General features: G+C 70.4%; 13 protein-coding genes and 1 pseudogene. 6 read left to right on the plus strand and 8 right to left on the minus strand.

Annotated elements, in window-relative coordinates; genetic code table 11:
- The 3 genes from ACZ4Z1_RS09020 to ACZ4Z1_RS09030 all read right to left on the minus strand — a co-directional run bounded on the left by ACZ4Z1_RS09020 (position 1) and on the right by ACZ4Z1_RS09030 (position 2,282).
- Positions 1–1,140 carry a cystathionine gamma-lyase gene (locus tag ACZ4Z1_RS09020; RefSeq protein WP_468485925.1) on the minus strand — a complete coding sequence of 380 codons (1,140 nt, stop codon included), beginning with the start codon at positions 1,138–1,140 and terminating at the stop codon, positions 1–3.
- A gap of 98 nt (positions 1,141–1,238) precedes the next feature.
- Positions 1,239–1,805, minus strand: a complete 567-nt coding sequence (locus ACZ4Z1_RS09025) for a low molecular weight protein-tyrosine-phosphatase (protein ID WP_468486296.1) — start codon at positions 1,803–1,805, stop codon at positions 1,239–1,241.
- Between the two features lie 96 nt (positions 1,806–1,901).
- The gene (locus ACZ4Z1_RS09030; RefSeq protein WP_468485926.1) at positions 1,902–2,282 is read right to left on the minus strand and encodes a phage holin family protein; all 381 of its coding nucleotides are present in this window, start codon (positions 2,280–2,282) and stop codon (positions 1,902–1,904) included.
- Positions 2,283–2,331: 49 nt separating this feature from the next.
- Here ACZ4Z1_RS09030 and ACZ4Z1_RS09035 point away from each other — a divergent pair, with 49 nt between their 5' ends.
- The 4 genes from ACZ4Z1_RS09035 (at position 2,332) to ACZ4Z1_RS09050 (ending at position 5,046) form a co-directional block, all read left to right on the plus strand.
- Positions 2,332–2,649: a cupin domain-containing protein gene (locus ACZ4Z1_RS09035; RefSeq protein WP_031006678.1), complete on the plus strand. Its 318-nt coding sequence runs from the start codon at positions 2,332–2,334 to the stop codon at positions 2,647–2,649.
- Between the two features lie 412 nt (positions 2,650–3,061).
- Positions 3,062–3,286, plus strand: a complete 225-nt coding sequence (locus tag ACZ4Z1_RS09040) for a DUF5326 family protein (RefSeq protein WP_468485927.1) — start codon at positions 3,062–3,064, stop codon at positions 3,284–3,286.
- Positions 3,287–3,745: 459 nt separating this feature from the next.
- Positions 3,746–4,516: an IclR family transcriptional regulator gene (locus ACZ4Z1_RS09045; RefSeq protein ID WP_468485928.1), complete on the plus strand. Its 771-nt coding sequence runs from the start codon at positions 3,746–3,748 to the stop codon at positions 4,514–4,516.
- A 104-nt stretch (positions 4,517–4,620) separates the two neighbouring features.
- Positions 4,621–5,046 carry an SsgA family sporulation/cell division regulator gene (locus ACZ4Z1_RS09050; RefSeq protein WP_468485929.1) on the plus strand — a complete coding sequence of 142 codons (426 nt, stop codon included), beginning with the start codon at positions 4,621–4,623 and terminating at the stop codon, positions 5,044–5,046.
- Positions 5,047–5,173: 127 nt separating this feature from the next.
- Here ACZ4Z1_RS09050 and ACZ4Z1_RS09055 read toward each other — a convergent pair whose 3' ends face one another.
- Positions 5,174–6,700: a YibE/F family protein gene (locus ACZ4Z1_RS09055; protein WP_468485930.1), complete on the minus strand. Its 1,527-nt coding sequence runs from the start codon at positions 6,698–6,700 to the stop codon at positions 5,174–5,176.
- Between the two features lie 223 nt (positions 6,701–6,923).
- On the opposite strand from ACZ4Z1_RS09055, the gene thiC reads away from it, so the two are divergent.
- Positions 6,924–8,702 carry a phosphomethylpyrimidine synthase ThiC gene (thiC, locus tag ACZ4Z1_RS09060; protein ID WP_468485931.1) on the plus strand — a complete coding sequence of 593 codons (1,779 nt, stop codon included), beginning with the start codon at positions 6,924–6,926 and terminating at the stop codon, positions 8,700–8,702.
- Positions 8,703–8,856: 154 nt separating this feature from the next.
- Here thiC and ACZ4Z1_RS09065 read toward each other — a convergent pair.
- The 4 genes and pseudogenes from ACZ4Z1_RS09065 to ACZ4Z1_RS09080 form a co-directional block, all read right to left on the minus strand.
- Positions 8,857–9,362: pseudogene (locus ACZ4Z1_RS09065) on the minus strand (BRO-N domain-containing protein); the annotation flags it as partial.
- Positions 9,363–9,511: 149 nt separating this feature from the next.
- Positions 9,512–10,420, minus strand: a complete 909-nt coding sequence (locus tag ACZ4Z1_RS09070; protein ID WP_468485932.1) for a hypothetical protein — start codon at positions 10,418–10,420, stop codon at positions 9,512–9,514.
- 203 nt (positions 10,421–10,623) lie between these two features.
- Positions 10,624–11,817, minus strand: a complete 1,194-nt coding sequence (locus tag ACZ4Z1_RS09075; RefSeq protein WP_468486297.1) for a metallophosphoesterase — start codon at positions 11,815–11,817, stop codon at positions 10,624–10,626.
- 451 nt (positions 11,818–12,268) lie between these two features.
- A complete protein-coding gene (locus ACZ4Z1_RS09080) occupies positions 12,269–13,369 on the minus strand; it encodes a LacI family DNA-binding transcriptional regulator (protein ID WP_030665397.1) in 1,101 nt (366 codons plus the stop codon).
- Between the two features lie 602 nt (positions 13,370–13,971).
- On the opposite strand from ACZ4Z1_RS09080, the gene hisC reads away from it, so the two are divergent.
- Entirely contained in the window at positions 13,972–15,051 is a 1,080-nt protein-coding gene (gene hisC, locus ACZ4Z1_RS09085) for a histidinol-phosphate transaminase (RefSeq protein ID WP_468485933.1), read from the plus strand.
- The last annotated feature ends 368 nt before the right edge of the window (positions 15,052–15,419 follow it).

The following is a 15,419-nucleotide window of genomic DNA, read 5'->3' on the forward strand; positions in this document are numbered from 1 at the left end:
TCACCCGCCGTCCCCCACCGCGACCGCCGCGTCGAGCGCCGCCGTCACGTCCGCGATCAGGTCCGCCGGCTCCTCCACACCGACCGAGAAGCGGATGAAACCTTCCGGCACCGCGTCGCCGCCCCACCGGCCGCGCCGCTCGGCGGTCGACCGTACGCCGCCGAAGCTGGTGGCGTCCTCCACCAGCGTCAGCGCCCCCAGGAAGCGTTCCGCGTGGGCGCGGCCGGGCAGCGTGAAGGAGACCACGTTGCCGAAGCGGCCTTCGCGCATCTGCCGTACGGCGATCGCGTGCGCGGGGTCGGACGGCAGCCCGGGGTGCCGCAGGCCCGTCACCTCGGGCCGCGCGCGCAGCGCCGTGGCGAGCGCGAGCGCCCCGGCGGCCTGCTGGCGCACGCGCAGGGCGAGTGTGGCGAGCGACCGGTGGGCCAGCCACGCCTCCATCGGGCCTGGGATCGCGCCGACGGTCTTGCGCCACATCCGTACGGAGTCGGCGAGCGCCGTGTCACGGGTGGTGACGTAACCGAGGAGTACGTCGCCGTGGCCGGTCAGCGCCTTCGTACCGCTGGCCACGGAGAAGTCGGCGCCGAGGTCCAGCGGACGCTGGCCGAGCGGCGTGGCCAGGGTGTTGTCGACGGCGACCAGGGCGCCGCGCGCGTGTGCGGCCTCCGCCAGCCGCCGGACGTCGCACACGTCCAGGCCGGGGTTGGACGGCGTCTCGATCCACAGCAGCCGCGCGCCGTCGAGCACGTCGAGCTGCGCGTTACCGGCGGTGGGCGCCGTACGCACCTCGATGCCGTAGCTCTCCAGGCGCTCGCGGACGGCCGGCAGCAACTGGTAGCCGTCGTTCGGGAGGACGACCGCGTCGCCGCTGCGCAGGCAGGAGAAGAGGACGGCCGAGATGGCGGCCATACCGGAGGCGAAGGTCACAGTCTGCGCGGGCTCGTCCGGGGACTCCAGGCCGCCGATGGCCGCTTCCAGGCGGGTCCAGGTGGGGTTGGACTCGCGGCCGTACGTGTACGGGCCGGTGGCGTCGCCCGGAAGGTGGTAGTGCGCGGCGAAGACCGGGCCGGGCAGGGACGGCTCGTAGGCCTCGGCCGCCGGGAGACCGGCCCGTACGGCCCGAGTGCTGTCGCCTGTCATGGGAGTTCTCCTCGGTGGGGGTGGGTGGATGCGGATGTGGAGACCGGAAACTGGCGCCCTTCCCGGCCTTGGCCCAGGAGGTCCCGCCGCTGAAGCCTCTAGGCGACGGACGGCTCCCCAGCCACGGACCCCACCCCGCCACCGGACAGCCCTCCGGCCACAGCCCCCTCCTCTCCGAGGGCGGCCCGTACCGCCGCCAGCAGGCCGTCGCTCGCGGCCTCGACCATCTCCAGGCACTCCTCGAACCCTGCCATCCCGCCGTAATACGGGTCGGGGACGTCCAGATCGTGGGCGTGCGCCTCCGTAGGAACCTCGGTGGAGGGCTTCATTCCGTCCAGGCGCACGGCGCCTCCGGGGTCCACCGCCGCGTCGTACGAGCGCAGCAGCCGCACCTTGGCCGCGTCCCGGGCGGTGGGCGCCAGCCGCCGCAGCGTGCGCAGATGACCGTCGTCCAGCGCGATCACCAGGTCCAGCGCCTCGAACCACTCGGCCCGGAACTGCCGCGCGGTGTGGTCCTCCTCGTAGCCGGCGGCACGGAGGACGGCGACGGTCCGGGGGTCGGCCCCGTCGCCCTCGTGCCAGGCGCCCGTTCCGGCGCTGTCGACGACGACCCGCTCTTCGAGGCCCGCCTCCTCGATCCGGGCGCGGAAGACGGCCTCGGCCATCGGCGAGCGGCAGATGTTGCCGGTGCAGACGAAGCAGACGCGGTACGGGGCGGCGGCCCGGGTGCGCGCCGGACGCGGTATCGGGGTGCGCACGGTTCAGTCCTTGTCGTCGGGCAGCACGATGTGCATCGCCCAGGAGACGATCGAAATGATCACGCCGCCCAGTACGGCGGTCCAGAATCCCTGGACGTGGAAGGCAAGATCGAACTTCTCCGCCAGCCACGAGGTGAGCAGCAGCATCAACGCGTTGATCACGAGCGTGATGAGGCCGAGCGTGAGGATGAAGAGTGGCAAGGACAGCAGCTTCACCACGGGTTTGACGATGAAGTTCACCAGGCCGAAGAGCAGCGCGACCAGCAGCAGCGTCAGCGCCTTGCGGCCGGTGTTCTCACCGGTCAGCGTGATGTCCTTCAGCAGCCAGATGGCCACGGCCAGCGCCGCGGCGTTGGCGATCGTCTTGACCACGAAATTCTTCATGGTGAGATCGTCGCAGACGAAAACGGACTCTCCGAGGGGTACCAACGGCATGAAGGCTTTCAGGCTCGACGAACTGGAGGCGGAGCGGGCCGCCAACGACGGCGCGTATCTGCAGTTCCTGCGGGAGCGGAACATGTCGGTCGGGCTCTACGCCCTCGACGCGGGCAGCACCGACCCGCAGCTGCCGCACAACCAGGACGAGGTGTACCTGGTCGTCAGCGGCCGGGCGGCGATCACGGTCGGTATGGAGACGACCTCGGTGGCGCGCGGCAGCGTGGTGTACGTCCCCGCCGGAGTGCCGCACAAGTTCCACCACATCAGCGAGGACCTGCGGGTCATGGTGGTCTTCTCTCCGCCCGAAAGCTGAGGCGCGCACCCATGGACCCGTAGGGGACGGTTCAGGGGAGTGCCGGGGCCGCGCGGCCCCCTTTTCGCACCGCGCCGTCCTAGCATCGGTGGTGCAGGGGAGAAAAGGGCAACGGGCCCGGTTCCCGGCTCCCGGCCCCCGGACTGGGGCACCGGGCACGTGCCACGGACGCGGAACGTTGAGCGGAACCGTGGACCGAAGGCCGCGTACCGGAGGCCGCGCCGCGTACCGGGGCGGCGGTCCGCGCATCGGGAGCGTGGGCCACGTACCGGACCGGATCCGCGGCGCCTGAGGAACATGCGCGACAGGCACGACCAGCACGGCCCGCACGACCCGCGTGATCAAGGCGCGGCACAGCCAGACGAACAGACGACCGCAAACGCGAAGAAGACGCAGAAAGCAGGGCAGAGCAATGGCCGGCAAGGGGACGTTCGCAGGACTTCCGTGGTGGGTGACGTGGGTCGCGGTGCCCGTCGTCCTCCTGGTGGTGTTCGGCAGCCTGATCGCCAGCGCGGTCGGCTTCCTGATCGGCCTGCTCTTCAAGGTGCTGATAGCGGTGGCGCTGATCGCCGGTGTCGTCTACCTGGCGCGCAGGATCAAGGGCTCCGCGTCCTCGTCGTCGCGGAGTGACTGGTGACCGAGCGCTGCGCAGAGGGCCGGGCCCGTTCCTGCTGATCGCGCCCGCTCCTCCTGGCCCCCTGCCCTGTTCGCCCCGGCAACGCCCCGTCCCGTGAGGGAGCGGGGCGTTCCGCTTTTGCCGTCCCCCTATTGCGTTCCCCTTTTGCGTTCCCCGTTTCGGAGGTGGCTCGGCAGGCCCTTGCGAGCCGACCCGTCGATCCGGCCGGATTCCGGTCCTGTCGGCTTGATCAACTCGCTGCGGGCCCCTCGCCGAACCCTCTGCTGCCCCGAGCGGCCAGGTTAGAGTGCGGTGCGCAGGCGTCTTCCGGATGGTGACGTTCCGGAAAATAACCGAGTGAGGCGGGACCGGGCCGGGCGTCGGCGATGGGGCCCCAGGGAGACGCGGGCGGAGCGGGAGCGGCTCCCGCCACCGGGGCCGAGCCTCCCCGGTGCCCTGAGCAGGGGGATGGCGTTGGCAATGGTGAACAGCGAATCCGTCTCACACCCTACGTTGATCGGCTCGGTGCAGCGGGCGCTGCGCCTGCTGGAGGCGGTGGGCACACATTCCGCCGGTGCGCCCGCCAAACAGCTGGCCAGAGAGGCGGGGTTACCGCTGCCGACCACGTACCACCTGCTGCGGACCTTGACGCACGAGGGCTACCTGCGGCGCGAGAACGGGGTGTTCGTCTACGGGGAGGCCGCCGGCTCCATCGGGCGGGCGGGCGCCGAGCGGTGCCGCCGTACCGAGATCCGCGACGCGCTGGCCGTCATGGGCAAACGGATCGACGCCGCGGTCTACTTCGCCGTCTACCGTGAGGGCGAGGTGGAGGTGGTGGCCGCCACCTCGGACCCGCAACGGCCGCCGGTGGAGGAGTGGGTGGACTTCCGTACCACCGCGCACGCGCACGCGATCGGGCAGTGCCTGCTCGCCCAACTCGACGACCGGGCCAGGAAGGACCCTCTGGCCCGCCACCCGGTGCGGTCGCTCACGCCCTACTCGGTGCGGTGCGAGGACGAACTGCTGCACCGTCTGGACGCGGTGCGCCGCGCCCAAGTCGCCTATGAGCAACAGGAATATGCCCTGGGCACAGTATGCTCGGCGATTCCGATCCAGGTGGACTCGGCGGCGGCGACCGTGGCGATTTCTCTTCCCGCGAGCGACACTCAGCGCCTACACTGCGTTACCGATCGACTACGCAGGATGGTGGGGGCGACGCTGACGACACTCGTTTTCTCTATCAGTACCTGAAAAATCACTCCTTGTGATCCGTTTGCACGTGACAGACGATGGCGTCAATAGGGCCAAGAGGGACGATTCCTGGCCATCTCCGACCATGTACGGGGCAGAGGTTGATGACCGACACAGTTCAGGCAGAAGTGATCATGAGCTTCCTCGTGTCCGAGGAACTCGCCTTCCGTATCCCGGTGGAGCTGTACTTCGACCGCGCGGACCCCTACGCGGTCAGCTTCACCTTCGACCTGCCCGGCGATGTGCCCGTGACCTGGGCGTTCAGCCGGGAGCTGCTGCTGGACGGGCTGAGCAAGCCGTCCGGTGAGGGCGACGTACGCATCGAACCGTCCTCCTCCGAGCATCTCAGCGACGTCTTCATCGGCCTCCAGGTGGCCGATGAACGAGCGCTGTTCCGGGCCGGCGCTCCGCCGCTGGTGGCCTTCCTCGACCGTACGGACCGGCTCGTACCGATCGGGGAGGAAGAGGTGTGCGACACGCTCGACTCGACACTGGACCGCATTCTCTCGGAGGCGCAGGCGGCGGGGTGAACGGGCGGCCGCTGTGGGCGGCGTCGGCGGAACCGTTGCCGGGCCGGCCGGCCCGGACCCGTACGCCCGGCCGGTCCAGGGCAGGCCCGCACCTGACCGGACCGGGGCAGGCCCGTTCCCGGCCGGTTCAGCGTGTGCGCCGTCGCCTGCCGCTGCCGGCGCCCCGGCTCGCACGCCGTCCCGCGCCCCGCCCCGTACTGCGGTCGCTGCCCCGACCCCTGTCGCGTCCGGTGCGCGAACCGCCCGTGTCCCGGTCCGCCGAGACGACCAGTGCGGCCAGCAGCGTGGTCAGCGGTACGGACGCGACCAGGCCGATGCTGCCCACCAGCGTCCGTACGACCTCCTCGGCGACCACCTCGCTGGTGGCGACCGTACCGACACTGCTCTGTGCGATCGAGAACAGCAACAGCAACGGCAGCGCCGCGCCCGCGTAGGCGAGTACGAGCGTGTTGACGACGGACGCGATGTGATCACGGCCGATCCGCATCGCCGAGGTGTAGAGCTTGCGCCAGCCCGCCGACGGGTCGGCCTCCTTCAGCTCCCAGACCGCGGCGGTCTGGGTGACCGTCACATCGTCGAGCACGCCGAGCGACCCGATGATGATGCCCGCCAGCAGCAGTCCGCGGATCTCGATGTCGGGATACAGGCCGTGCACCAGGCCGGTCTGGTCGTCGGTGTTGCCGGTCAGCAGCGCCCACCCGATGAAGAGGGAGCCGAGCAGGCCGATCAGCAGCAGGGAGACGAGTGTGCCCAGTACGGCGACGGACGTACGTGCCGTCAGGCCATGGCACATGTAGAGGGCGACCAGCATGATCGCGCTGCCCCCGACGATGGCGACCACCAGGGGGTTCGACCCCTGGAGGATGGCCGGGAGGATGAACAGCGTCAGGACCAGGAAGCTCACGACGAGCGCGACCAGGGCGAGGACCCCGCGCAGCCGCCCGACCACGACGACCGCCGCCGCGAAGATGGCGGCGAGCACCCACATCGGGAAGGTCCGGTCCACATCCGTGACCGAGTACTGCAGATCCTTGGGCGCTTTTGGCGCATACGCGACCACGACTCCCTGACCGGCCTGATAGTGCCGCGTGGCGTCCGGCGTCACGATCGACTCGAACCGCCGGCCCGTGTCCTTGCCCGTGGTCACCTCGATGACGGCCCGTTCGCAGTGCTGGGCCTGCTGGGGGCCCGTGGGGGAGGGCGGTTGCTGCTGCGAAGGTTGCTGTTGCTGCTGGGCGTGCACATCCGCGCAGTTCACCTCCTCGACCTTCACCACCTTCGCCTTCTCGGTCGGCTGGTCGAAACCGACACCGGACGGCTTGTGACCGGGCGCGCCGCCGGGCCACAGCACGACCAGCCCGGCCAGGACCGCGGCGGCGAAGGGGATGAGCACCGCGGCGATGACCTTGCGCAGGTGGCGCGAGACGGGGGCGACGGGGCCGTGTCCATGTCCGTGCCCGTGCCCGTGGCCGTGCCCGTGCCCGTGTCCGGGGCTGGACGTGGCCCCGGGCCCGGATGACGACTCGGGCCCGGGGCCGGAAGTCGGGTCGGGCCCGGATGCGGGCGCAGGCCCGGCCCCCTCCCCGTACCCGTCCCCCTGCGGCGGGCCGGAAGCGTGGTGGTGCGCGGAGTGCGAAGGCTCGTTGCTGGTCACCGCCCGATCATCGCAAGAACTGGCAGGGCCCCCTGTTCACCGCGCCACACCGGCCGCTACCGTGGTGGCACCTTTGCAATCGCGGGAGCTCGGAGCACCGGGCTGAGAGGGCGCTGACCCCCGTACGGAACGTCCGGCCGAAGCCGGGAACCCCGTCACGGACATCGCTGCGTCGACCGCCGAACCTGTTACCGGGTAATGCCGGCGTAGGGAGTGGGTCTTCATGACTCTGCAGGATGCACGCACGCCCGAAAACGGCCGGAACTCCGCCAAGGAGATCGGCTGGCACAAGGGCTACCTCACCGGATCGCGCCCCGACCTCAGGGTCCCGGTCCGTCGTGTGCACCTCACCAACGGCAAGGACGTGACGCTCTACGACACGTCAGGGCCGTACACCGACCCCAACATCGAAACGGACGTCCGCCGCGGCCTCGCGCCGCTGCGGGAGAACTGGATCATCAGCCGCGGGGACACCGAGGAGTACGCGGGCCGCCCGCCGCGGCCCGAGGACGACGGCCTCAAGCACACCTCGCCGCGCGGCGGCCTGAAGAACCTCGACGCGGTCTTCCCCGGCCGCCCCCGGCAGCCGCGCCGGGGCCGGGGCGGCGCCGCGGTCACCCAGCTCGCGTACGCGCGGCGGGGCGAGGTCACGGCGGAGATGGAGTACGTCGCCCTCCGCGAGAACGTCTCCCCCGAGTTCGTACGGGAGGAGATCGCGGCCGGCCGGGCCGTGCTGCCCGCCAACGTCAACCACCCGGAGACCGAGCCGATGATCATCGGCAAGAACTTCCTGGTGAAGGTCAACGCGAACATCGGCAACTCCGCCGTCACCTCCTCCATCGAGGAGGAGGTGGAGAAGATGACCTGGGCGACCCGCTGGGGCGCCGACACGGTCATGGACCTGTCCACCGGCCGCAACATCCACACCACCCGCGAATGGGTGCTGCGCAACTCCCCCGTACCCATCGGCACCGTCCCCCTCTACCAGGCACTGGAGAAGGTGGACGGCAAGGCCGAGGAACTGTCCTGGGAGATCTACAAGGACACGGTCATCGAGCAGGCCGAACAGGGCGTCGACTACATGACCGTCCACGCCGGCGTCCTGCTGCGCTACGTCCCCCTGACGGCCCGCCGCAAGACCGGCATCGTCTCGCGCGGCGGATCGATCATGGCGGCATGGTGCCTGGCCCACCACAAGGAGTCGTTCCTCTACACCCACTTCGAGGAACTCTGCGACATCCTCGCCTCCTACGACGTCACGTACTCCCTCGGCGACGGCCTGCGCCCCGGCTCCATCGCGGACGCCAACGACGAGGCGCAGTTCGCGGAGCTGCGGACGCTCGGCGAGCTCAACTCGATCGCCAAGCGGCACGGCGTACAGACGATGATCGAGGGCCCGGGACACGTCCCGATGCACAAGATCAAGGAGAACGTCGACCTCCAGCAGGACATCTGCGAAGAGGCCCCCTTCTACACGCTCGGCCCGCTGACCACCGACATCGCGCCTGCGTACGACCACATCACCTCCGGCATCGGGGCGGCGATGATCGCCTGGTGGGGTACGGCGATGCTCTGCTACGTCACCCCCAAGGAGCACCTGGGGCTGCCGGACCGGGACGACGTCAAGACCGGCGTCATCACCTACAAGATCGCGGCACACGCGGCGGACCTGGCCAAGGGCCACCCGGGGGCGCAGGAGTGGGACGACGCCCTGTCCGACGCGCGCTTCGAGTTCCGGTGGGAGGACCAGTTCAACCTGGCCCTCGACCCGGACACGGCCCGCGCCTTCCACGACGAGACGCTGCCGGCGGAGCCGGCGAAGACGGCGCACTTCTGCTCCATGTGCGGCCCGAAGTTCTGCTCCATGAAGATCTCCCAGGACATCCGCCGTGAGCACGGTGGCGACCTGGCGGTCGACGCGGAGGCGGAGGCCGGCATGGCCGAGAAGTCGAAGGAGTTCGCGGCGGCGGGGAACCGGGTTTATCTGCCGATCGCGGAGTGAAGAACTCCGGGACCGTGTCCTGTGGGCACGGTCCCGGGATTATTTCCGGGACGTTTTCCACAGGGGCTGACCTGCGAACCAGTGCGAAGCGTCGGAGCCACGGACGGTTTGCGCAAGGCCGTCGGAGCGGCTTGCGCGGTTATGATTGCGCTCCCAGGCGGACGATGGCTTCGGCTACCTGGTCGGGCATGGCATAAGCCACGGGCCCGCTGGATGCAGGCTGTACCGGCGCCTTCTCCAACATGTATGCACCGTCCCGCTGGACGGTGCCGATGACCTCGGACACCCAGTTCTTGAACGGCTCGGCTTCCGGCTTCGTGCAGGCGTTGACCAGCATGATGAGTCCTTCGAGATTCACCATGTTCATCGACTTCTTGAGCCCGTGACCTGCAATCTTGCACGATGTGTCTACCCCGTAGACGCTTCGTGCAAGATCGCCGAGTGACTGGATGCAGGATTTCGGCACGTGTCGGAGAAGCGCCTGGCGCGTGTTCAGTAGCCCAGCTCGGCCGCGAGATCCGTGGCCGGGAACCAGTGCTTCCCGTTCGGCAGCGTCAGCCTTCGTACTCGTGCTGCCGTAGCCGCGTACACGAAGTCGTCGACATTGATCGCGTCGTTTCCCACCACATGGTTGTGCCGCGGTGTGCCATGCGTGCTCATGGTGAGCATCACCTCCACCGCCGAACGTAAGTCTCCCAAACCCCAACCACGGCACGATAAACCGCATTTCACTCCATCGGGGCGGGGCCGGCCGGACACGCGTACCGAGAGGACCCGGCACCGGGCCCCCTCGGTCGTCGTGCTGGGCGCTATTCAGGATGGTGATCCGGACCGCCGTAATCGGGGCTGGTGAAGTCCGGGCTGGTGAAGCGGGGTCGGGGAGCGGCGGGCGGGCCGCCGTCCGGGCTGGTGAAGTCGGGCCGTGAGTAGCCCAGGGACGGGATACGGTTGCCGCCGTCGACGCCGCGGCGCGGAACGTACCGAGCCGTGCCGTGGCCGTTGACGCCGGCCGGGTCGGTCAGGGCCTCGCGCAGGAACGGCAGTATGCCGCGTTCCAGGAGCGCCTGCCGCCAGGCGTCCCGGGCGAGGTCCACTTCCCGGGTCCGGCCGCCCCGGCCGTCACCGGTGCGTGGGGCGCGGAGCGAGGTGGAGCCGTTGCGCCAGGCCGCGTGGACCAGGCTCGCCATGGCGACGAGGGCCCCCGCGGCGGTGAGCGCCGCGAAGACCCAGCCGACGCTGATCATCGGCTGGGCGGCGGACGGGTCGGTGCCGACCGTCCGCAGGATGTACCCGATGACCAGGAACAGGACGGCGGCGATCCCCGCCAGTACCGGGGCCAGGACCGCGAGCATCGCGGCCAGCCCGGCACCGGCCGGTTCCGCCACTTCGCCCACGGTCGTGGCGAGGTCGATCCCCGGTCCGTCCGCGGAAGCGCCTTTCTCCTCACGGCCTTCCACGCCGCCGGCGTCCGGTGCGGGCGCCGGAGCGCGCAGCTCCTCGCGGAGCCGTACATAGTGTCGGTATTCGGCCGTCGCGCATGCGGCGATGGCGGATGTGGCGCTGAGCGCCATGGTGCGCAACTGCTCGGTGTTGAGGTGCTTACCCGCCGCGGAGGTCATTTCCGGTCGGTATTCCGCGGTGCGCAGCGCCTCGTCGAGGAGCCGCGCGAATTCCGCGCGATCCTCGTTCAGCAGGTGCGGAGCGCTGTTCATGTGCATCCCCCGATGCTCCGTAGGGCCGTACAGGCCGGCGTGGGCCGGGCAGTGGGCGGAAACGGAGGAGAGCCTGCTACGGATAGACCGATGGTAGAGCGCCTCCGGCACGGGGTGACAGGGTGTTTGCGGAAATAGGGACCGCTCCTGTCCAGCTGGAACCCCGCTGCGCCACTTCCCTACCTGCCGCTACCCTGCCCGGATAACGGTCAGGCAGTCAGGGGAAGTTGGACGACCAGTAGTTTTCCGGCCATGGTGATCCCGCCGTCCATGGCGATGGCCAGCCCGTCGGCGTAGACGTGCGGTCCGTCGACGGCGACGCCCTCGCCTTCGTCGTCCTCGCCGCCGACTTCGCCGAGGAGGTACGGGATGGGGCTGTGGCCGTGTACGACGCGCCGGCCGCCGTAGGTGTCGAGGAGTTCGCGTACGGCCATGGGCCCTGCTTCCTCGTCGCGGAAGGCGAAGCGCTTGGTGAACTTGCGGAACAGGTCCCAGACCTCGTCGGCGTCGCTGCGCGTCAGGACGTCGTGGACGGTGTCGTTGACGTCCTCGATGGAGTCGCCGTACTCCAGGTAGGCCGTGGTGTCGGAGTGCACGAGCAGGTGCCCGTCCTCCTCCGAGACGGCGTCCAGCCGGGCCATCCACTGCAGGTGGTGGTCCTGGAGGCGGTCCATGTCGGTCTTCTGGCCTCCGTTGAGGAGCCAGGCGGCCTGGAAGGAGGCGGTGCCGGCGCCGGACTGGACCGGGGTGTCGCCGAACCGCTTGGCGCCGAGGAGCAGCAGTTCGTGGTTGCCCATCAGGGCCTTGCAGTAGCCGCCGGCCGCGGCCGCCTCGGCGGACAGCTGCATGACGAGGTCGATGACGCCGATGCCGTCCGGGCCGCGGTCGGTGAAGTCGCCGAGGAACCACAGGCGGGCGTTGCCGGCGGCCCACTGGCCGTCGGCGTCGATGAGGCCTTCGGCGGCGAGCGCCTCGCGCAGCTCGTCGTAATAGCCGTGCACGTCTCCGACGACGTAGAGCGGGCCGCCGCCCTCCTGCTGCTCGGAGGCCGGTGCGGCCGACTCGGGCACCGCTGACAGGTCGACGGTCGGGCGGTCGATGAGGGTGTCCGTACGGGTGACGGGCGGGAGGTCCGTACGGCCCTCCGTGTGGCCGCCGCCACCGGCCGGGGCGCCGGCGCCGATGACCGGCAGGGACCGCTCGGTGGGCGTGTACTCGGGCGGCATGCCGTGCGGGGCGGCGGGCGCGCCCATGGACGCCGGGGGTGCCGGCGGCTGCGGGGGGACCGCGGGAGCCGGGGGCACCGGCGGAGCAGGCGGCTGTGCCGGAGCCGGAGGTTGTGCCGGCATGGTCCGCACCATGGGTCCCACACTGGCCCCCTGAGTCATCGACCCCTCCACCATCGCGCCGCCGTGCACCTCGCGGACCTTGCCTGGTCGACGGCGGTCCGTGGTGTCGTGCGCCCATCATAGGAATGCCGCTCGCGGGTTGTGACGCACCCGGGGGTGGTCAATCGCTCGGCGCCCGGTGTTCGCTGCCGTTTTCTCCGGGATCCACCCGATTTTATCTCGGGCGACGGGGTGCCGGGCGGGCGGCACGGCCGGGGCAGGACGACGGTACGACGTGACGAAGTCGCCGGGGAGGGCACTTCGGCGTGGCGCGCCGGAACGCCGGCCGGGAGGCGGCGACGTCGGTTCGCCCTTCCCCTCCCGAACGCGGGCCTCTCATGTATCTCCGACGGTGGGGGCGGCCCCACACAAACCTCCGGCCGTGTGGACGCGAAAAGCGCGTCCACACGGCCGCTCGAACGTGTGACGGTCGGACTCGGCGGGCCCTCGCGGTGACCGGCGGTCCTCAGGCCCCGGCCGGTCCCCGCGGCGGACTGACGGTCGTCCGTGTGGACCTGCGCTGGGAGGAGGTCCGCACGATCAGGTCCGTCGGTATCACCTGCTCGACCGGCCGCCCGCTGTCCAGCCCTTCGATGGCGTCGATGAGGAGCTGGACGACGGCGGTGCCGATCCGGCGGGGCTTGAGGGAGAGGGTGGTGATCGGCGGTTCGGTCGTGGCGTAGACCGTGGATTCGCTGCAGCAGACGAGCAGCAGGTCCTCGGGGACGCGCAGTCCGTAGCGTCTGGCCGCCGCGAGCAGGTCGGTGCCGTTCGGGTCGAAGAGGCCGTACACCGCGTCCGGGCGGTCCGGACGGGCCAGCAGCCGGTCGGCGGCCACCGCGCCCGCACACGGGTCGTGGGCGGGGTAGGACTCGTACACCGGGTCCTGTCCGACGCGCTCGCACCAGCGCAGGTACGCGGTGGTGGAGAGCCGGGTGTAGGTGTCGGTGGTGGTGCCGGTGAGCAGGCCGATGCGGCGGGCACCGGCGTCGGCGAGGTGGTCGAGGAGGCCGAGGACGGCTGCCTCGTGGTCGTTGTCGACCCAGCCCATCACGGGGAGGGTGCCGCCGGGGCGGCCGTCGGAGACGACGGGGATGCCGTGCCGTACGAGCTCGGTGACGACGGGGTCGCCGTCGGCCGGGTCGATGACGACGGTGCCGTCGAGGGCGACGTTCGACCAGACGTCGTGGCGGGAGGTCGCGGGCAGGATGACGAGGGCGTACCCGCGGGCGAGCGCCGCCGAGGTGGCGGCTCTGGCCATCTCCGCGAAGTACGCGAATTCGGTGAAGGTGAAAGGTTCATCCCCGTAGGTGGTGACGGTCAGGCCGATGAGCCCTGACTTGCCGGTACGGAGCGTGCGGGCGGCGGCGGAAGGGCGGTAACCCAACCGGTCGGCCACCTCGCGGACGTGGCGACGGGTGGCATCCGGAAGCCGGCCCTTGCCGTTGAGCGCGTCGGAGACAGTCGTGATGGATACCCCGGCTGCGGCGGCCACGTCCCGGATGCCTGCCCGCCCCAGCCGGCGACCGGTCGACCGGCTCACCTGGTGCTTCCCTGCTGCTGTCATGGCGAGCCGATAGTAGGGCTCGGGCGGTCCTTTCGCGGGGCGCTGCGTGCAGGAGTGGAAAGGCACGTTTCTGCACGCCTTTGTGCCCCGGATGCCCTACGAAACCAAGGGAGTTGGCGGCATACGCCAGCGACTGGTTGAGGAAGGTCGGGAGTCCCCTGCCGATTGGTCCAGGTCTCGAAGAGGTCTCAAGTCACCTTCACGAGGGATGCGCGCCACGGCGCGAGCCACCGGCGCGTGACGGAGGGGGTAGCGCTCCCCAAGGGCTGTGCGCAGTGGGGAGGGGGTGCGGGGCGATCTTCCGGTGGGACGGTGTGCCGTCCGGACGGTCTTCCGGCGGAGGATGTCCCGGGGAAGCGGATACCCGGGGAAGCGGATTTCCAGGGAGGCGGTTTTCCAGGAAGGTGGTCTTCCGGCGGTGCGGCGGGTCGCGGGCGACGCGACCGTGGTCCGTCGGCACCCACTTCTATCGGACCGCCGCCTCCTGCCGGACCGCCGCCCCGAAGCGGCATCCGTACCGGCCGGGGCCTACGCCTGACGGAGCAATCCTCATAAGGTGTGCAGTATTGGAGACGGACGGCACGGTCGAGGAGGAACCTGCGGTGAGCGAGAAGAGCCCGAAGCTGCGCGCTGCGCTGGACGGCATCCCCACCTACAAGCCCGGCAAGCCGGCCGCGACGGGCGGTCCCGTCACGTACAAGCTGTCCTCCAACGAGAACCCCTACCCGCCGCTGCCCGGCGTCCTGGAGAGCGCGGTGGTCGCGGCCGGGGCCTTCAACCGCTACCCGGACATGGCCTGTACGGGCCTGATGGCCGAGCTGTCGGAGCACTTCTCGGTGCCCGTCGAGCACCTGGCGACGGGCACCGGTTCGGTGGGCGTGGCCCAGCAGCTGGTGCAGTCGACGGCCGGGCCCGGCGATGAAGTGATCTACGCGTGGCGTTCCTTCGAGGCGTACCCGATCGTCACCCAGGTCGCGGGTGCCACGTCCGTCCAGGTGCCGCTGACCTCCGGTGAGGTGCATGACCTGGACGCGATGTACGCGGCGATAACCGACCGGACCCGGCTGATCTTCGTCTGCAACCCCAACAACCCCACCGGCACCGTCGTCCGCCGGGCGGAGCTGGAGGCGTTCCTGGACCGGGTGCCCAGCGACATCCTGATCGTCCTGGACGAGGCCTACCAGGAGTTCAACCGCGACGCGGACGTACCCGACGGCCTGGAGCTGTACCGGGACCGTCCCAACGTCTGTGTCCTGCGGACCTTCTCCAAGGCGTACGGGCTCGCCGGGCTGCGGATCGGCTTCGCGGTGGCCCATGAGCCGGTGGCGGCCGCGCTGCGCAAGACGGCCGTGCCGTTCGGCGTGAGCCAGCTCGCGCAGGAGGCGGCGGTGGCGTCGCTGCGCAGCGAGGGCGCGCTGATGGAACGGGTGGACGCGCTGGTCACGGAGCGGGCCCGGGTCTGCGAGGCGCTGACCGCGCAGGGCTGGACGGTCCCCGAGACGCACGCGAACTTCGTCTGGCTGCGGCTGGGCGACCGTACGCTCGATTTCGCGGCGGCGTGCGAGAAGGCGGGCGTGGTGGTCCGCCCCTTCCCCGGTGAGGGTGTGCGCGTGACGATCGGCGAGACCGCGGCGATGGACCTGTTCCTGCAGGCGGCCGAGGAGTTCCGCAAGGAGCTGTGACAGCGACGGCAGCGTTCCGAGCATCGCTGTGACCAGCGAGAAGCTGTGTGCTGAGCGGGCAGAGGCGTGCGCCGGGCGGGCGCACGCCTGCTCTCCCTGACACGACGATCACGCCCGCTCGATACCTGTACGGAGTCCCTGTGCAGGCTTTCCGCGTGGGATCTCCGTACGGGATCTCCGTATGGCACCCCGGCCCGCTCCGCCCGTAGCTCGCCAGGCGGCGCCCGTGCCCGGCACGACGACCTGTTGTGTGTCGTCCTCCGGAGCGACCGTGAGTCCGGTGCCGGAGCTGTCTCGTTGAAGCGCGCGGCAGGTCCGCGCGGGTTCCTGTGGTGCGTGACCGTAGTCACGCACCCCCCGTCATGGTC

It is taken from the genome of Streptomyces sp. NPDC030165 (genome assembly GCF_055573595.1).

Bases quoted from the DNA above. Each gene is read 5' to 3' on its own strand.
- ACZ4Z1_RS09020 (WP_468485925.1), bottom strand. From the start codon at position 1,140: ATGACAGGCGACAGCACTCGGGCCGTACGGGCCGGTCTCCCGGCGGCC.
- ACZ4Z1_RS09025 (WP_468486296.1), bottom strand. From the start codon at position 1,805: ATGGCCGAGGCCGTCTTCCGCGCCCGGATCGAGGAGGCGGGCCTCGAA.
- ACZ4Z1_RS09030 (WP_468485926.1), bottom strand. From the start codon at position 2,282: ATGAAGAATTTCGTGGTCAAGACGATCGCCAACGCCGCGGCGCTGGCC.
- ACZ4Z1_RS09035 (WP_031006678.1), top strand. From the start codon at position 2,332: ATGAAGGCTTTCAGGCTCGACGAACTGGAGGCGGAGCGGGCCGCCAAC.
- ACZ4Z1_RS09040 (WP_468485927.1), top strand. From the start codon at position 3,062: ATGGCCGGCAAGGGGACGTTCGCAGGACTTCCGTGGTGGGTGACGTGG.
- ACZ4Z1_RS09045 (WP_468485928.1), top strand. From the start codon at position 3,746: ATGGTGAACAGCGAATCCGTCTCACACCCTACGTTGATCGGCTCGGTG.
- ACZ4Z1_RS09050 (WP_468485929.1), top strand. From the start codon at position 4,621: ATGACCGACACAGTTCAGGCAGAAGTGATCATGAGCTTCCTCGTGTCC.
- thiC (WP_468485931.1), top strand. From the start codon at position 6,924: ATGACTCTGCAGGATGCACGCACGCCCGAAAACGGCCGGAACTCCGCC.
- ACZ4Z1_RS09070 (WP_468485932.1), bottom strand. From the start codon at position 10,420: ATGCACATGAACAGCGCTCCGCACCTGCTGAACGAGGATCGCGCGGAA.
- ACZ4Z1_RS09075 (WP_468486297.1), bottom strand. From the start codon at position 11,817: ATGGTGGAGGGGTCGATGACTCAGGGGGCCAGTGTGGGACCCATGGTG.
- ACZ4Z1_RS09080 (WP_030665397.1), bottom strand. From the start codon at position 13,369: ATGACAGCAGCAGGGAAGCACCAGGTGAGCCGGTCGACCGGTCGCCGG.